The sequence below is a fragment of the Williamsia limnetica genome (assembly GCF_003217475.1).
In the GTDB taxonomy this organism is placed as follows: Bacteria; Actinomycetota; Actinomycetes; order Mycobacteriales; family Mycobacteriaceae; genus Williamsia; species Williamsia limnetica.
In genome coordinates, this window is record NZ_QJSP01000001.1 from 526,256 (window position 1) to 542,119 (window position 15,864).

Annotated in this window: 17 protein-coding genes; 8 read left to right on the forward strand and 9 right to left on the reverse strand. The window is 65.9% G+C overall.

All coding sequences use genetic code 11. The annotated features are described in order from the left end of the window. Positions 1 to 89: 89 nt before the first annotated feature. Positions 90 to 1,466, reverse strand: a complete 1,377-nt coding sequence (locus DFR67_RS02500; RefSeq protein ID WP_110467782.1) for a class I SAM-dependent RNA methyltransferase — start codon at positions 1,464 to 1,466, stop codon at positions 90 to 92. Then, positions 1,463 to 3,484 carry an APC family permease gene (locus DFR67_RS02505; protein ID WP_110467783.1) on the reverse strand — a complete coding sequence of 674 codons (2,022 nt, stop codon included), beginning with the start codon at positions 3,482 to 3,484 and terminating at the stop codon, positions 1,463 to 1,465. Before DFR67_RS02505 ends, DFR67_RS02500 begins: the two co-directional genes overlap by 4 nt. A gap of 164 nt (positions 3,485 to 3,648) precedes the next feature. Between DFR67_RS02505 and DFR67_RS02510 the strand changes: the two genes are divergently transcribed. After that, complete coding sequence (locus DFR67_RS02510) at positions 3,649 to 4,317, forward strand: potassium channel family protein (RefSeq protein ID WP_110467784.1); 669 nt, start codon at positions 3,649 to 3,651, stop codon at positions 4,315 to 4,317. Positions 4,318 to 4,342: 25 nt separating this feature from the next. Further along, complete coding sequence (locus DFR67_RS02515) at positions 4,343 to 5,014, forward strand: potassium channel family protein (protein WP_110467785.1); 672 nt, start codon at positions 4,343 to 4,345, stop codon at positions 5,012 to 5,014. Here DFR67_RS02515 and DFR67_RS02520 read toward each other — a convergent pair. Next, complete coding sequence (locus DFR67_RS02520) at positions 4,989 to 5,639, reverse strand: DUF3159 domain-containing protein (RefSeq protein WP_110467916.1); 651 nt, start codon at positions 5,637 to 5,639, stop codon at positions 4,989 to 4,991. The two genes, DFR67_RS02515 and DFR67_RS02520, sit on opposite strands and share 26 nt — an antisense overlap. A 109-nt stretch (positions 5,640 to 5,748) precedes the next feature. Continuing rightward, positions 5,749 to 6,120, reverse strand: coding sequence for an OB-fold nucleic acid binding domain-containing protein (locus DFR67_RS02525; RefSeq protein ID WP_110467786.1), 372 nt, complete (start codon positions 6,118 to 6,120; stop codon positions 5,749 to 5,751). A gap of 110 nt (positions 6,121 to 6,230) precedes the next feature. On the opposite strand from DFR67_RS02525, the gene DFR67_RS02530 reads away from it, so the two are divergent. Continuing rightward, entirely contained in the window at positions 6,231 to 6,950 is a 720-nt protein-coding gene (locus DFR67_RS02530; RefSeq protein WP_110467787.1) for an alpha/beta fold hydrolase, read from the forward strand. A gap of 18 nt (positions 6,951 to 6,968) precedes the next feature. Here the strand turns inward: DFR67_RS02530 and DFR67_RS02535 are convergent, their stop codons facing one another. Both DFR67_RS02535 and dut read right to left on the reverse strand, forming a co-directional pair. Then, complete coding sequence (locus tag DFR67_RS02535) at positions 6,969 to 7,814, reverse strand: DUF3710 domain-containing protein (RefSeq protein WP_110467788.1); 846 nt, start codon at positions 7,812 to 7,814, stop codon at positions 6,969 to 6,971. A 1-nt stretch (position 7,815) separates the two neighbouring features. Continuing rightward, positions 7,816 to 8,319 (reverse strand): dUTP diphosphatase, encoded by a 504-nt coding sequence (gene dut, locus DFR67_RS02540; RefSeq protein ID WP_110467789.1) that lies wholly within the window; start codon positions 8,317 to 8,319, stop codon positions 7,816 to 7,818. A 31-nt stretch (positions 8,320 to 8,350) separates the two neighbouring features. On the opposite strand from dut, the gene DFR67_RS02545 reads away from it, so the two are divergent. Next, positions 8,351 to 8,875 (forward strand): DUF3093 domain-containing protein, encoded by a 525-nt coding sequence (locus tag DFR67_RS02545; protein WP_245937681.1) that lies wholly within the window; start codon positions 8,351 to 8,353, stop codon positions 8,873 to 8,875. Positions 8,876 to 8,949: 74 nt separating this feature from the next. Here the strand turns inward: DFR67_RS02545 and DFR67_RS02550 are convergent, their stop codons facing one another. Next, entirely contained in the window at positions 8,950 to 9,249 is a 300-nt protein-coding gene (locus tag DFR67_RS02550; RefSeq protein WP_020107433.1) for a DUF4193 domain-containing protein, read from the reverse strand. A gap of 429 nt (positions 9,250 to 9,678) precedes the next feature. Between DFR67_RS02550 and cei the strand changes: the two genes are divergently transcribed. Beyond that, complete coding sequence (gene cei / locus DFR67_RS02555) at positions 9,679 to 10,359, forward strand: envelope integrity protein Cei (RefSeq protein ID WP_110467791.1); 681 nt, start codon at positions 9,679 to 9,681, stop codon at positions 10,357 to 10,359. A 22-nt stretch (positions 10,360 to 10,381) separates the two neighbouring features. On the opposite strand, the gene DFR67_RS02560 is transcribed toward cei, so the two are convergent. Then, on the reverse strand, positions 10,382 to 11,242 hold the full coding sequence (locus DFR67_RS02560; protein ID WP_110467792.1) for an inositol monophosphatase family protein: 861 nt from the start codon (positions 11,240 to 11,242) through the stop codon (positions 10,382 to 10,384). A 155-nt stretch (positions 11,243 to 11,397) separates the two neighbouring features. Here DFR67_RS02560 and ppgK point away from each other — a divergent pair, with 155 nt between their 5' ends. Together ppgK and DFR67_RS02570 are read left to right on the forward strand one after the other, a co-directional pair. Beyond that, positions 11,398 to 12,192, forward strand: coding sequence for a polyphosphate--glucose phosphotransferase (gene ppgK / locus DFR67_RS02565; protein WP_110467793.1), 795 nt, complete (start codon positions 11,398 to 11,400; stop codon positions 12,190 to 12,192). Between the two features lie 141 nt (positions 12,193 to 12,333). Continuing rightward, complete coding sequence (locus DFR67_RS02570; RefSeq protein ID WP_110467794.1) at positions 12,334 to 13,716, forward strand: RNA polymerase sigma factor; 1,383 nt, start codon at positions 12,334 to 12,336, stop codon at positions 13,714 to 13,716. 31 nt (positions 13,717 to 13,747) lie between these two features. Here DFR67_RS02570 and DFR67_RS02575 read toward each other — a convergent pair whose 3' ends face one another. Beyond that, positions 13,748 to 14,632, reverse strand: coding sequence for an alpha/beta fold hydrolase (locus tag DFR67_RS02575; protein ID WP_110467795.1), 885 nt, complete (start codon positions 14,630 to 14,632; stop codon positions 13,748 to 13,750). Between the two features lie 137 nt (positions 14,633 to 14,769). Between DFR67_RS02575 and DFR67_RS02580 the strand changes: the two genes are divergently transcribed. Next, positions 14,770 to 15,849, forward strand: coding sequence for a DUF5685 family protein (locus tag DFR67_RS02580; protein ID WP_110467796.1), 1,080 nt, complete (start codon positions 14,770 to 14,772; stop codon positions 15,847 to 15,849). Positions 15,850 to 15,864: the final 15 nt, after the last annotated feature.

A 15,864-nucleotide genomic window follows, 5' to 3' on the forward strand; every position in this document is an offset into this window, starting at 1 on the left:
GTGTCCTCTCAGGTGGGCGGCGAAGCGGAGGAACTACCGAACCGCCGCGATGCACCCGCCGGGCTGCGGCGGACGCGTGGCTACCCAGTCTACGGACCTGTCGCCGGAGCGGAGGACGGGCGCAGCAGTGCGATGGCCTCCATGTGGTGGGTCAGCGGGAACGCGTCGAAGCCGACCAGTGTGACGACTTCGTACCCACCACGCACGTAGTCGCCCAGGTCACGTGCGAACGTCGCCGGGTCGCAGCCGACAGCCACCACGAAGGCCGGGGCCGCGGCCACCACCTGTTCGACGACCTCGCGGCCCGCACCTGCTCGCGGTGGATCCAGGATCACGACGTCGGGGGCGGGCAGCGTTGCGAGCGTGGTGGCCACATTGCCGCGGTGAACCTGCACGCGGTGATCACCGGCGAAGGTCACCTCGGCGGCGCTGACGGCCGCCGCGTCTGCCTCGACGATGTGAACCCGGGCCGTCCCTCGCGCGTCGTCGTTCTCGTCGATCACGGCACCGGCCAGCACACCGGCGCCGCCGTAGAGATCCCAGACGACCACCGACCGCGGCAGGCCCGCGTCTCGCAGCATGGTTCGAACCGCCGTGCTGTAGCCGTCGGCAGCACGGCGATGGGCCTGCCAGAAGCCTGTGATCGGCAGCTCCCAACTGCGTCCGGCGACGACACGCCGCACCGTGGGCCCTCCTTCGAGGATCGACTCGTCGCGAGCGGTCGAACGCTGGGCACGGTCGCGCTGGACCTTCCGTCGGCCACCTGATGGTGTCCGCGAGCGGCGCACCCTGCGCACGTCGCCGGCCGTGGTGAGACCGGCGATCGAGGCGATGTGGCGGACCCCGTCGTCGCCCGCGGTGATCACCAGGTCGGCCCCCGGTTCCAGACCCTCGAGCAGATCGACCCCGTCGAGCAGACCGGGAAGCGGTTGCGCACAATCGAGTCGCCGGATCACCGAATGGGACTGATAGGCATGCATTCCTGCGATACCGGCGCTGTCGACGACCAGGCGCTCGCGGACCCGCCAGCCGGTTTCCGGTTCGGCACCGGCGGCGGGGTCGAGCGAGAGCATCTCGCCCTCCCACTGCACGCCACCCATACGACTCAACAACTCACCGAGCACGCCCGACTTCAACTCGCGCGCGTGGGATCCAGTCGTGTGTGAAAGGTCACAGCAACCGGCGCCGCCGTCGGGTGCACCGGCAGGGCAGGCCGCGACGATGCGGTGATCTGACGCCTCGACGATCTCGACTATCTCGGCGCGGACGAAGCCCTTTCCCCGGTCCTCGGAGACCCGCACCCGCAGGCGTTCGCCCGGCAGGGCGTGCCGGACGAACACGACTCGGCCGTCGTGGCGACCGACACACACGCCACCGTGCCCGAGCCGTTCGGTGGCGAGTTCGAATTCGTCGCCGAGCCAGCTGTTCTCGCTCGTGCGTTTCCGGGCTTCCGGGGTCTGGCTCACAGTGGTTCAATCCGTTCGCCGGGTAGCGTTCCCACCCCGCGACGGGTGTCTCCCGGGGCGATGTAGGTACGGTCGCGTTTGCGTCGATCAGACGAACTGAGCTGCCATGGGACCGACGTCACCATCACGCCCGGCTCGAAGAGCAGCCTGCCTTTGAGGCGCAACGCCGACTGGTTGTGCAGGATCTGCTCCCACCAGTGCCCCACCACATACTCGGGGATGAAGACCGTGACCACATCACGCGGCGATTCACGGCGCAACCGGCGGACGTAGTCGATGACCGGTCGGGTGACTTCTCGGTACGGGGACGCGATCACTTTCAGGGGGACGGTGATGTCACTGTCCTCCCACTGCGCCACGAGCTTCCGGGTGTCCCGGTCGTCGACGTTCACGGTGACCGCCTCGAGCTTGTCGGGACGGGTGGCACGGGCGAAGGCCAGCGCACGTCGGCTCGGCAGATGCAGGGTCGAGACCAGCACGATCGAATGGGTGCGACTCGGTAGCACAGCCTCGTAGTCGGAATTGTCCAACTCGGCCTGCACCGAGGCGTAATGGCGGTGGATGAGCTTCATGAGTCCGAAGATCGCCACCATCGCGACTATCGCGATCCACGCTCCCGCAAGGAACTTCGTGATCAGGACGATGATCAGCACCGAACCCGTCATGAGCAGGCCGATGGTGTTGATGATGCGGGACCGGATCATCCGGGCACGTGCGTTCGGATCGCGCTCGGTCTTCAGATGCCTGGTCCAGTGCTTGACCATGCCGATCTGGCTCAGGGTGAACGACACGAACACGCCGACGATGTAAAGCTGGATCAACGCGGTGACCTCGGCACCGAAGGCGACGATGAAGGCGATCGCCGCGGCCGCCAGGAACAAGATCCCGTTGGAGAAGGCCAAACGATCGCCGCGGGTGTGCAGCTGTCGCGGCAGGTACCGGTCCTGGGCCAGGACCGAACCGAGCACCGGGAACCCGTTGAAGGCGGTGTTGGCGGCCAGGACGAGGATCAGCGCGGTGACCACGGTCACGAAGTAGAAGCCGGGTGTGAACCCGCCGAACACCGCGTGGGCGATCTGGGCGATCAGCGACTTCTGCTCGTACCCCTCCGGCGCCCCCAGCAGATCCCTGGCCGGATCCGATACGTACTTCACGCCGATTTCCTTGGCCAGCAGGATGATGCCCATCAGCAGGACAATCGAGATCGAGCCCAGCAGCAACAGGGTTGTCGCGGCATTGCGGGACTTGGGTTTCTGAAAGGCAGGCACTCCGTTGCTGATCGCTTCGACCCCGGTCAGCGCGGCGCAGCCGGAAGAGAAGGCGCGTGCGATGAGGAACACGAAGGCGATCCCGATCAGATGGTCCTGTTCCGCCTTGATCTCGTAGCCTGCCGTTTCCGAATGGATGTCGTCTCCGAAGACGTATACGCGGAGGAAACCCCAGGCCAGCATCACCACCATGCCGACGATGAATGCGTAGGTGGGGATGGCGAATGCAGTCCCCGATTCGCGCAGGCCTCGCAGGTTGATCGACGTCAGCAGAACGATGGCGACCACGCAGAAGAGCACCTTGTGGGTCTGCACGAACGGTACCGCCGAACCGATGTTCTCAGCCGCTGAGGCGATCGACACCGCCACGGTCAGCACGTAATCCACGAGCAGTGCGCTGCCGACCGTCAGCCCGGCGGTCGGCCCGAGATTGGTGGTCGCGACCTCGTAGTCGCCGCCACCCGAGGGGTAGGCATGCACGTTCTGCCGATAGCTGGCCACCACGACCACCATCACGAGCGCAACGGCGAGACCGATCCACGGCGTGTACGTGTACGCGGACAAACCGGCCACCGACAGGACGAGGAAGATTTCCTGGGGTGCGTACGCGACCGATGACATCGCGTCCGAGGCGAACACCGGCAGCGCGATCCGCTTGGGCAACAACGTATGACCGAGGGTGTCACTTCGGAACGGTCTGCCGAGCAGCAGTCGTTTTGTGGCCGTAGAGGCCTTGGACACCTTTGACACCAGGCAAACAATAGGGCCTGCCGTGCCGTATAGCTACGTGGGTGGCGGTAGCGTTCACCAGAGTGCCGAGACGAAGCGAAGCGGAGCTCGACCAGAGAGCCGATATGAGGCGCAGCGGAGCTTGATGGTGGTGCCGACCCGGATGATGTCAGCGAGGAGTTCTCATGCGTGTGGTGGTGATGGGGTGCGGCCGCGTCGGGGCGAATCTGGCCGTGAAGTTGCAGGTTGCGGGCCACGACGTCTCGATCATCGATCGGGATCCGACTGCCTTTCGCCGGCTCCCGGACGACTTCGGCGGCACCACGGTCAAAGGTGTCGGATTCGATCAAGAGGTGCTGCGACGCGCGGGCGTCGAGGGAGCAGACGCCTTCGCCGCGGTGTCTTCCGGTGACAACTCGAACATCATCGCCGCCCGGGTGGCACGCGAGACCTTCCACGTCCCCAAGGTCGTCGCACGGATCTACGATGCCAAGCGGGCCGCCGTCTACGAGCGACTCGGCATTCCGACGGTCGCGACCGTCCCGTGGACCACGGATCGGTTCATCTCTGCGCTCGGTGAGGCCGATGCCGACGAGGTCGCCTGGACGGAGCCGGCAGGAGAGGTCGCGATTGTCCGGCTGACCGTCCACGAGTCGTGGGTGGGGACGTCGGTGACGCTGTTCCAGGAGAACACCGGTTCACGTGTGAGCTTCATCAACCGACTCGGACTGCCCTTGCTGCCAGGTCCCAAAGCGGTTCTACAGCAGGATGACCAGGTTTTCGTGGCGGCGCTGGTCGACAATCTCGAGAAAGTCCGCTCGGTCGCCGCCGGTGTCGCGCCCGAGACCGACTGACCCCGCAGATACGTAGGAGAACAACATGAAGGTCGCCATAGCCGGTGCCGGCGCGGTGGGACGTTCGATCGCTCGCGAACTCATCGCGAACTCCCACGACGTTTTGCTGCTCGAACGCAACCTCGACCACATCGACGAAGAATCGGTACCGGGTGCCCGATGGGTCAGCGGCGACGCCTGCGAGCTCGACAATCTCGAGCGGGTGCAACTGCACAAGTTCAACGTGGTCATCGCGGCCACGGGTGACGACAAGGCAAACCTCGTGGTCAGTCTCCTGGCCAAGACGGAGTTCGCCGTCGCCCGGGTTGTTGCGCGGGTCAACGACCCGCGCAACGAGTGGTTGTTCGACGATGACTGGGGTGTCGACGTCGCTGTGTCGACCCCGCGAATGCTGGCGTCGCTCGTCGAGGAGGCGGTCTCAGTGGGCGATCTGGTCCGGCTGATGACCTTCCGGCAGGGTCAGGCCAACCTCGTGGAGATGACCCTCCCCGACAACACCCCGCTGGCGGGCAAGCCGGTCCGCAAGCTGAAATTGCCCAGGGATGCAGCACTCGTCACCATCTTGCGGGGCGGCAGGGTGATCGTCCCGGTGCCCGACGATGCAGTGGAAGGTGGGGACGAACTCATCTTCATCGTGCCCGCGGAGGCCGAGGGCCAGCTGCGGGCGGCGATCATCGAGCCGGCGGCTCCGGCGTGATTTCGACCGCTGGGGGGCCAGGTGCGTCGCGGGCAGGATCGGACCGGTCGCTGTCCTCGTTCTTCTGAGCCCAGCGGACCAGCAGCACCGTGGCGATGACGGCGGCCGCGGTCAGCGGCCATCCCATCGCGATTCTCGCTATCGCGAGGGCTCCGGTCTCATCGTGGTCGTAGAGGAACGACTGCACCAGATAGCGGACTCCGAACAGCACGGCCCAGATCGCGGTCGCGATGTCGTAGGCGATGAGGGTCCGGCGATGTTTGCGCCAGGCTGTTCCGTTGCCGTTCAGGGCATTCCAGATGACCCCGACCAGCGGCCAGCGCACCAGGATCGACAGTACGAAAACTCCCGCGTAGAGCAGCGTGGTCCAGATCCCGAACAGGAAGAAACCCTTGGCGTCCCCGGTTCGGTGCGCGATGAACGCGCACACCCCCACGCCGATCACGCCTGAGATGGCCGGCTGGATGGGTTCGCGCCGGACCAACCGGACAATGAAGATCAGCAACGACACGCCGAGTGCGGCATAGATCGCCACCGTGAGATTCCAGAGTGAATTGGCGGGTACGAAGACCAGGATCGGGATGGACGAATAGATGAGGCCGGAGACCCCGCCCATCTGCTCCATCACGGTGAGCGCGGCGGGATCGACGTCTTTGGGCGCAGGGTCGTCGCCGGGTAGCTCGGGACCGCCGGACGACTGCGAATCCGCTCCCTGATCAGCTCTCGAAATCAATTCAGCTCTCACCGAGCAATTCGTAGTACGGATTGAACATGATCTTGTGACCGTCGTGCTCGCCGATCCGCCCACGAACGGTCAGGGTCCGGCCGGGTTCGATACCAGGAATCCGGTTGCGGCCGATGAACTTGAGGGTGACGACGTCGGTGCCGTCGAAGAACTCGGCCACGATGCCCGTCTTCATACTCTTCGAACACGTCTCCACGGAGCGCAGTTCACCATGCATGGTGACCTCGTCTCCGGCCGTACAGTCACAGGCGCGCTGGGCACCGGTCTGTTGCGACTGCTTCGAGATGGTCTCCGCATCGAGCTGCTCGAGGTCCTCGGTCAGCCTGCGGGTGAGGCGTTTGAGATATCCGCCTGCAGTCATTGCGCTACGCACCTTCCCGATCGCTCGGGCTAGTAGTTGTCACGGGTCTGTGCTCACGCCAGAGTAGACCTCTGCCCACCTGACTTCCACCCGCGATGCAAGATCATTGCATGCCGCGACGCCAGCCCCCGTCTCCGACCCGCCGCGCCGTCGAAACGGTGATCGTGGCCCTCCCCGGGACCGGTTCCGACGCCGATTTCGCGGCCAGGGCCTTCGCGAACACCGACCTGCCCGTCATTGCCGTCGATCCGGACGGCACCGGCTTGATCAGCGGTTATCGCCGGGCACTGGACGACGCGGCGCGCAGATGGGGCCCGATCGTGGCCGCCGGGGTCTCGATCGGCGCCTGTGTGGCCGTGCACTGGGCGATCGACAACCCCGAGCAGTGTGCGGGCGTGCTCGCGGCCCTCCCCCCGTGGGTGGGCGACCCCGCCACCGCACCGGCGGCGCACAGCGCGCACCTGACGCTCGATCTGCTGCACCGGCTGGGTCTGGAGGAGACGATCACGTCGATGGAGCAAGGAAGCCCGCCGTGGCTGGCGGCAGAATTGGCCCGATCGTGGCGGGCTGTCGGAGACCAGCTCGAGCCGATTCTCGCCGAGGCGGCGACGTACCACGCTCCGACGACGGAAGCGATATCGCGACTGCGGGTACCGCTGGCGATCACCGCGGCCACCGACGATCCCGTACATCCTTATGCGGTCGCGCAAACGTGGCGGGCACACGCCCCCACCGCAACACTCGCCGACATCACCTTGGCCGAGCTGGGCGCCGATCCTTCCGTCCTCGGTCGCCGGGCGCTGGAAGGCTGGCGATCGCTCTGTCCGTGACGGACGGACCGGGTCCGACTAGCGCTGTGGACGGTTTCGGAGTTGCTGCATCGCCGACCCACTCGAGACCGGGCCGGTCTTCTTCTGCTCTGGTTCGGCGTCTGGCTCCGGCGCAGGCGCAGGCGCCGGGGGCTGCGTGCCCTGGACCCGAACTGTGGCCTGGGCCGACTGGGCCTGAGCGCCACTGTCATTGGGTGCGGGCGCTGCCGATGCGGCCATCTGGCCAGAATCGGCCATCTCCTGTTGGGCTGCGGCAACCTGCTCGGCGAGCACAGGAGGCAGCACGATCGGCAGCGGGGTCCGCGGCGGGTGCGGATCGTCACCGCGACGCACGACCGTCTCACTGACCACCGCACGCGCCACCTTCGCCAGCGCCTCCGCGCCTGCTGTCGGGGCGCTCGCCACGGCCCTGATCATCCACCGGTAGCCGTCGACGCCGATGAACCGGTGAACACCACCGGGCACCGTGGCGACGACCTCGCGGCCCCAGAATCCCGTTTCGATCGCCGTCTCGGCGCCTTCGGTCCGCAGGGATTCGGTCAGCTCGACGACCACGTCGCGCCACTGCCCGCTCGACTTGGGTGCCGCGAAGGCTGCGACGGTGATACGCCCGTGCGGGGTGACGAGATACACCGACTGTGGCTGATGGTCCGCCGACATCTCCACGGTGACCTGACCGCCCTCGACGACGGGGACCAGTACCGACCCGAGGTCGAGATGGGAGTTCTCGAAACGTGACTCGGGCGCCAGGTCCCCTATGTCGTAGGGCCCCTGGCCACTACCGATGACCTGCGGTCCGGACTCTTCCGGGGCGCTCGGCGCATTCTTGCCGCCTCTGCGGCCACGACCTCGCTCACGTGCCATCTCAACTACCCTCCGGCGCGCCAGCGCCCAATATTGCGTGTCCGCCACTGGAGCCGTATCCGCCGGCCCCTCGGCTCGTGTCGTCCAATTCATCCACCTCGACGAAGTCAGGCAACTCGACCCGTTGCACCAGCAATTGCGCGATGCGGTCACCCCTGCTGATCGAGATCGGGGTGTGCCGGTCGAGGTTGATCAGGCAGACCTTGATCTCCCCGCGGTATCCCGCATCGACCGTGCCCGGCGTGTTCACGATCGACAGACCGGCACGCGCGGCGAGGCCGGAACGAGGATGGATCAAACCCACTGTCCCCACCGGTAGCGCGATCGCGATCCCGGTCGGGACCAGTTGCCTGCCACCCGGTTCGAGTACGAGGTCAACGGCACTGGAGAGGTCGACACCGGCGTCGCCCGGGTGTGCGCGAGCGGGCACGTCGAGACCTTTGTCCAGACGCCGCAACGCCACGGTCGATACATCGGCGGGGGTGCTGCAGGAGTCGGTTGCCACATCGGAAGACTACGCTGGCGCCGTGCCACCTCTGCCATCACCCGACCCCGCCGGAGACCCGTCCGGCTCACCGGCGACCGCTGCTGCGGGCCAATTCGACGAACGCCTCCACGTACCACTGTGGTGGTGGCTGGGTGCGGTCGTGATCACCGGGATCCTCGGCTACGAGATCCAGCTCTCGTTGCACGAGAGTTCGCTGAGCTGGATCGCCTACGCCGTTCTGGCGCCATTGGTGGTCTGGATGCTGTGGTCCATGGGACGAACCCGGGTGTGGGTGTCCGGGGATGAGTTGTACGCACACAAGGCGCATCTGCCGATCGCGATGATCGCCCGCGCTGCGGTCATCCCGGCCAGCGCCAAGAGCGCCGCGATGGGACGACAGCTGGATCCGGCCGCATTCCTCGTCCACAAGTTCTGGGTGAAAACGATGGTGCTGTTGGTGCTCGACGACCCCGACGATCCGACGCCGTACTGGTTGGTCAGCACTCGTCACCCGGAAAAGCTGGTGGCCGCGCTGGGCTTGCCAGACGCGGCCACCGAGGCTCCGGGCCGATAGTTCTTGCCACCGCGCATCCGCGCGGCACGAGGGAGAATCCGATGACTGGCGGATCCGACCTCGCTACTGCGTGATCAGGCGCAGTCGACGCAGATCCGGGAGTTCCCGTTCTCCGTCGCCAAACGGCTGCGGTGATACACGAGGAAGCAACTGGTGCAGGTGAACTCGTCGGCCTGCTTGGGGATCACCCGCACCGAGAGTTCCTCACCCGACAGATCGGCGCCCGGGAGTTCGAACGATTCGGCGGTGTCGCCTTCGTCCACATCAACCGAGGCCGCCTGTGCCTCACTTCGTCGCGCCTTGAGTTCTTCGAGCGAGTCCTCGGAGACCTCGTCGGATTCGGTACGCCGCGGCGCATCGTAATCAGTTGCCATAATTCCGCCTTATGTAGAAGCACCTGCGACTTCGGGTTCCCGATGTGAGCGGGTTCCAAAAGTCCCAACAAGCCGCGCACTTCCCCTTTTGCAAAGTCCGCGACAATGCCTTTGGGACAACGACCCATCTCGGGGTATTCGTTGCCACTGCCAGGCATGGATTTTGTGATTTTCGCCACAGTTGATCGGTAGTCCGAATTTCAGGCTGTCCAATCCGAGGCGGCCGAAGCCTAGCCCAGCTGCCTCTGAGAGTCAACAACAACCGGGACACCAGAACATTCCCGAAGCGGGATGTGCGACGGCGGTCGGTGAGAGACGACCCGTCGACACCGGCTGCCACCGACTGCCGGTTGGCGCCGTAAGCGGGCGGCATACGTTTACAGTTGACTCGCTCGTGCACATCTCCGGCGGAAGGCATCTCGAGAACCCATGGTTTCCCAGATCACCTATGGCTATCCCACCGATGACCGTGGCCGACCCTTCCGCCGCCGGCGCTACCTCCCGGCGATCATCGTCGCCGTGGTCCTCACCCTCATCGCCGCAGTCGTGTGGATCAGTGCGTTGTCGACCTCCGAGGCAACCGCTGCGCCCACCGACTGCCCGTCGCCTCCCGCGCCGTCGGCGGCGCCCGACTCCGCCGCGCCCGCCGTCGGAACCACTGCAGGCCGAGACGAGATGCTGCAGGTACCCCCAGCGGCCCTGGCGAGCTTCCAGATTCGCGTCCTGAACGCAACCGACGAGCAGGGTATGGCCCAGACGGTTCTCGACGATCTGACCTCTCTGGGGTTCCAGGCCGCCCCCGAGGCCGCCTACGGCGACGACACCCTGTACCCGGACCAGAACTTGAACTGCTTCGGGCAGATCCGCTTCGGCGACGCCGGCAAGGCTGCTGCGGCAGCGTTGTGGATCGCGGCCCCGTGCACCGAACTGATCAACGACGGACGCCCCGGCAACGGGGTTGATCTGGCGATCGGCGAACACTTCAGCGAATCCGAGCAGAACCAGGATGCGCTCGCGGTCCTGGACACCCTTCGCGCGGCCAACCCACAGGATCCCAACACCGGCGCCGACCCTGCGGTCATCGCGGCCGTCCACGAAGCATCCTGCTGACGACGCCTACGGATTGGGCGGGTCAGACGGGAATAGGGTCCAGCGCGCCCAGGTCGGTGAGCAGGGCGGTCAGCTCGCGGGCGATGCCCGGTGCCATCGCCAGGGTCACGTCTCCCTGAGCACTCCGTGAGGTGGGTGCGGGTAGCCGCACGACGGCGCCCGCTTCCTCGGCGATCAACGAGCCCGCAGCCCAATCCCATGGGCTCAGCCCGTGCTCGTAATGGGCGTCCACCGCTCCGCTGGCGACCATGCACAGGTCCAGGGCCGCGGATCCGATTCGCCTCACGTCACGGATGTGCGGCAACAGCGAGGCAATCAGTGAGCCCTGGATCGACCGCCTGGACGAGGCGTACCCGAAGCCCGTCGCGATCAGCGCCAGCCCGACGTCGTCGATGCCGTTGCAGGTCAGCCTGACAGGCCCACGACCGTCATCGGAGAACGCGCCACCACCGCGGGTTGCCGAATAGGTGATCGCGCGCGCCACGTCGACCACGGCGCCGGCGACCGTGCGGCCGTCCACCTGGGCACCGACCGATACGGAGTAGGCGGGGATGCCATAGAGGAAATTGACGGTGCCGTCGATCGGGTCGACCACCCATCGCACTCCGGCGGGGACGGCGATCGAACCACCCTCCTCCTCGCCGAGGACCGCATCACCGGGCCGCAGCTCCGCCAGCAGGCCACGCACCAGCGCTTCGGATTCGGTGTCGACGACCGTGACCGGATCGGTGTCGGTACTCTTCGTCGACACGGCCTGCGACACAGAACCTTCCGGCGCATCCGACCCGAACACCTCCGGCCGTCTGGTGCGAACGTGGTCGGCTGCCTGCTCGGCAACCCGCACCGCGACAGCGGTCAGTTCTGCCGGATCTGTGGTGGACACCGTTACATGTGAGCACACGCCCGGTCGCGGTCGAGTACGGACCCGGCTGATACCGATCCGGCAGACGTCGCGCAGAACCGGCACCCGCTGACTAGCCTGAACGACGGCGCCCTTTTCGGGCGTGCGCCGTCACTTCTAGCTGAGGAGTTGTCCACGTGTCCAGTGAATCCGGGGTTTCCACCGAGTCTCTGCCCGAACTTGCACAGCAGGGATTCGGCATCGACGTCGGTGGCTCGGGAATCAAGGGTGGGATCGTCGACCTCGTCACCGGCGAACTCGTCGGCGAACGCTTCAAGGTCCTCACCCCACAGCCCGCAACACCCGAGGCCGTGGCAGGTGGCATCCGCGAAGTGGTCGAGCATTTCGATTGGAAAGGACCCGTCGGGGTCACCCTTCCCGCGGTCATCACGGGCGGAGTCGCCCGAACGGCCGCGAACATCGACAAGGGTTGGATCGGGACCGACGTCTACCAGCTGCTCGCGGGGCAGCTCGGAGATCGGCAGCTGTCCGTCCTCAACGACGCCGACGCCGCAGGCATGGCAGAAGATCGCTACGGCGCGGGCAAGGACTACAAGGGCGTGGTGATGCTCCTGACGTTCGGCACCGGAATCGGCTCGGCGATCATGTTCGGCGGCACACTCATCCCCAACACCGAACTCGGTCACATGGAGGTCGACGGCAAGGAAGCCGAGCACCAGGCCTCGTCCAAGGTCAAAGAAGACAAAGACATGTCCTACACGAAGTGGGCAGGCGAGGTGTCGAAAGTACTATCGGCGTACGAGGCCCTGTTCTGGCCCGAAGTCTTCATCGCGGGCGGCGGAATCAGTCGGAAGTCGCACAAATGGATCCCGCATCTGACCAACAAGACGCCCGTCGTACCGGCGAGTTTGCTGAATACGGCGGGCATCGTCGGGGCGGCTATGGCAGTGGAAGCAGGGTTACGCCCGTAGGTGCCGTTACAATGGCATTCAGACCGGGTACCCCGGTCACCCCCAAGCCCCCAGCTTCGCCGAGTGAGACTCGGCGTGACACCGCCGCCGCGACGCAAGCAAACGGTCCGGTGTCGCGATAGATAGCCCGAAAGGTCGTACGTGGCAGCCACGAAAACCCGCCAAACCGAACCGGATACCGAACAGTCGGAATCGGACTCGGTGACAGCGTCGGCGCACAAGGCACCCGCCAAGAAAGCAGCCGCCAAGAAGGCGGCGGCCAAGAAGGCGCCCGCCAAGAAAGCTCCTGCGAAGAAGGCTGCCGCCAAGCGGCCGGTCAAGAAGGTCGACGGTGAGGTCGTCGACGGCGACGGCCTCGACGAGCCCTCGATCGACGAGATCGACGCGCCCGAGGACGAGTTGACCGAGGACGACGTCGCAGTTGTCGTCGTCGAGGACGAGGCTGACGCCGCCGGTCCCGCCGTCACCGCGGGCAAGGCCAAGGGCAAGAAGGCCGACGAGGTCGACGAACCCTCCGCATCGGACAAGGCATCCGGAGACTTCGTCTGGGACGAGGACGAGTCGGAAGCGCTCCGCCAGGCCCGCAAGGACGCCGAGCTCACCGCTTCTGCCGACTCGGTCCGTGCGTACCTGAAGCAGATCGGTAAGGTCGCCCTCCTCAACGCCGAGGAAGAGGTCGAACTCGCCAAGCGCATCGAGGCCGGCCTGTTCGCGACCGAACGGATGCGTCGTATCACGGAGGCGGGCGAGAAGCTCACCGTCGCCCAGCGTCGTGACCTGTCGTGGATCTCTCGCGACGGTGGCCGCGCCAAGAACCATCTGCTCGAAGCGAACCTCCGCCTCGTCGTCTCGCTCGCCAAGCGATACACCGGCCGCGGCATGGCGTTCCTGGATCTGATCCAGGAAGGCAACCTCGGTCTGATCCGCGCGGTGGAGAAGTTCGACTACACCAAGGGCTACAAGTTCTCGACGTACGCCACCTGGTGGATTCGTCAGGCCATCACCCGCGCCATGGCCGACCAGGCCCGTACGATTCGTATCCCGGTGCACATGGTCGAGGTGATCAACAAGCTCGGCCGTATCCAGCGTGAGCTGCTCCAGGATCTGGGACGTGAACCCACTCCTGAAGAGCTCGCCAAGGAAATGGACATCACGCCGGAAAAGGTGCTGGAGATCCAGCAGTACGCCCGCGAGCCGATCTCCCTCGACCAGACGATCGGCGACGAGGGCGACAGCCAGCTCGGTGACTTCATCGAGGATTCCGAGGCTGTTGTCGCGGTGGACGCGGTGTCGTTCACGTTGCTACAGGATCAGCTGCAGTCCGTGCTGGAGACACTGTCCGAGCGTGAGGCCGGCGTCGTGCGTCTGCGCTTCGGCCTCACCGACGGCCAGCCACGCACTCTCGACGAGATCGGCCAGGTCTACGGGGTCACCCGCGAGCGCATCCGGCAGATCGAGTCGAAGACCATGTCTAAACTGCGCCACCCGTCACGGTCCCAGGTTCTGCGCGACTACCTGGACTGACACTCCCGAACACAGATCACAGAGGGGCCGGCTATTCGTCGGCCCCTTTGTCGACGGCGGTGGCCATCCAGTCGAGGAGGTCATCGCGCACCTCGGTCCGGTTCGTCTCGTTGAGGATCTCGTGGCGGGCGCCCTTGAACACCCGAACGGTCACGTCTTCGAGACCACCCGCCCGCAAATGTGCTGCGAGCAGATCCACCAGTCCCCCGCCGCCGTTCACCGGATCACGATCGCCGACGGCGATGAGGATCGGTAGATCGGCACGGATGGTCGCCACCGCTGCTCTCTCCGCGATCCGGCGGGCCGCGACGAACATCGCGCGGCCCGATTCCTGATCTATCCCGAATCCGCAGAGCGGGTCGGCCACGTACGCGTCCACCACCTTCTCGTCCCTGGACAACCAGTCGAAGTCGGTGCGGGCAGGGGCGAACGGCGCGTTGAACATCGACAGATCCAGTTCGGCATCCAGGTCGAGAGCCGGTTCGAGCCCATCCAGCGCTGCGGTGCCGCTGAGAACCACCGCGTCGACCTTCGCACTTCCGCCGTCGAGCAGGAATTGCTGCGTCGCGAACGACCCCATGCTGTGGGCGAGCAGAATCAGCGGCAGGTCCGGGAACTCACCGCGGGCGGTGTCGACGACGCGCCCGATGTCGGAAACGAGTCCGGCCCAGCCGTCGGGGCCCAGATCCCCGAGTTCGCGCCCGGTCAGCTGCGACCGGCCGTGCCCGCGGTGGTCGTATCCGAAGACCACATAGCCGTCGTCGACGAGTGCCTGAGCGGTTTCCTCGTAACGCCGGATGTGCTCGCCCATGCCGTGTACGAGCACCACCACGCCGACTGCTTCCGACGACGGATCCCATCGGACCGCCGAGATCCGGACGCCGCGACCTGCCGGAACCGCGAACTCTGATGACATGTGCTTCCTCTCGACTGCCTGTGTGCGCGGGCATCAGAAGTGCCCCACTGCCTGCTGATCCGTATTCTGATCGATCAAATGGGTTAATTCCCGCTTTCTGCCAGGCTCGGCGCGCTGCGTTGTGCTTGTATGGCTCCATGTTCGGCGTCCTGAGCCCCTGCGTGACCCACCTCGATTCCGAGCTCGGAGCACAATGGCGCGCTCACATGTGCGGAGTTTGTCTGTCCTTACGCGCCGATCATGGGCAGCTCGCCAGGCTCACCACCAATACGGATGCGATCGTGGTGTCCATTCTCGTTGATGCGCAGCAACAGTCGCCATCGGACATGGTGACGGCGGGACCGTGTGCGCTGCGAGGAATGCGTACCGCTCAGGTCGTCGCACCGGCCGAGCTCAGTGTCCGACTGGGGGCGACCACGTCACTGACCCTCGCGTCCGCGAAAGTCATCGATGTACTGGCTGAACAGCAGACCGGTCTCGGGCCACCCTCCGCACTGCGTTCGCGCGGTGCCCGGTTCGCGGGACCACGGTTACGGGACAAGGCGCTCGCCGACGACCGGGTCGCCACAGCCATCGGAGGTCGCGCGTTGCTCGACGAGGTGGCGGGGCAGGCCGATGTCGAAGTGAGCGGGGCGAGCCTCGACGAGATAACCGACGGCGCAGCCAGGGCGGCGGGCGCAGTGTTCGCCGCCACCGCGGACCTGGCGGGAGCGCCCGGCAACCACGCGGCGCTGGAGCAGATCGGATACGACTTCGGCCGCTGCGCCCACCTGCTCGATGCCGCCGAGGATCTCGAAAAAGACGCCAAAACAGGCGCTTTCAACCCGTTGATCGCGACTGAAACCAGTCTCGAGCAAGCGGCTCAGGACTGCAGGCGGTTGATCTCGGCAATTCGCGCCGCCACCGACACGCTGGTGTTGCGCGACGACCGGCTGCTTCGAATGTTGCTCCTCGGTGGACTCGAACGCGCGATGACCCGAGTGTTCGGTCACCGCCCCGACGCTGTCTTCACCACCCCGGGTTCTCCGACCCGGCCGCCGAATCGCCCGCCGCTGCCGCCCTTTTATCAGCGCATCCTGCCGTGGATGGGTGTCTACTGCACCGGGTACGCATGCTGCGCCGACCACACCAATCCCTGCAACGGAAAACGCCATCAAGCGGGCTGCAAAGGGTGCGACTGCTGCGACTGTTGTGACTGCTGCGACTGCGACTGTTGATCGCCCGGACCGCGG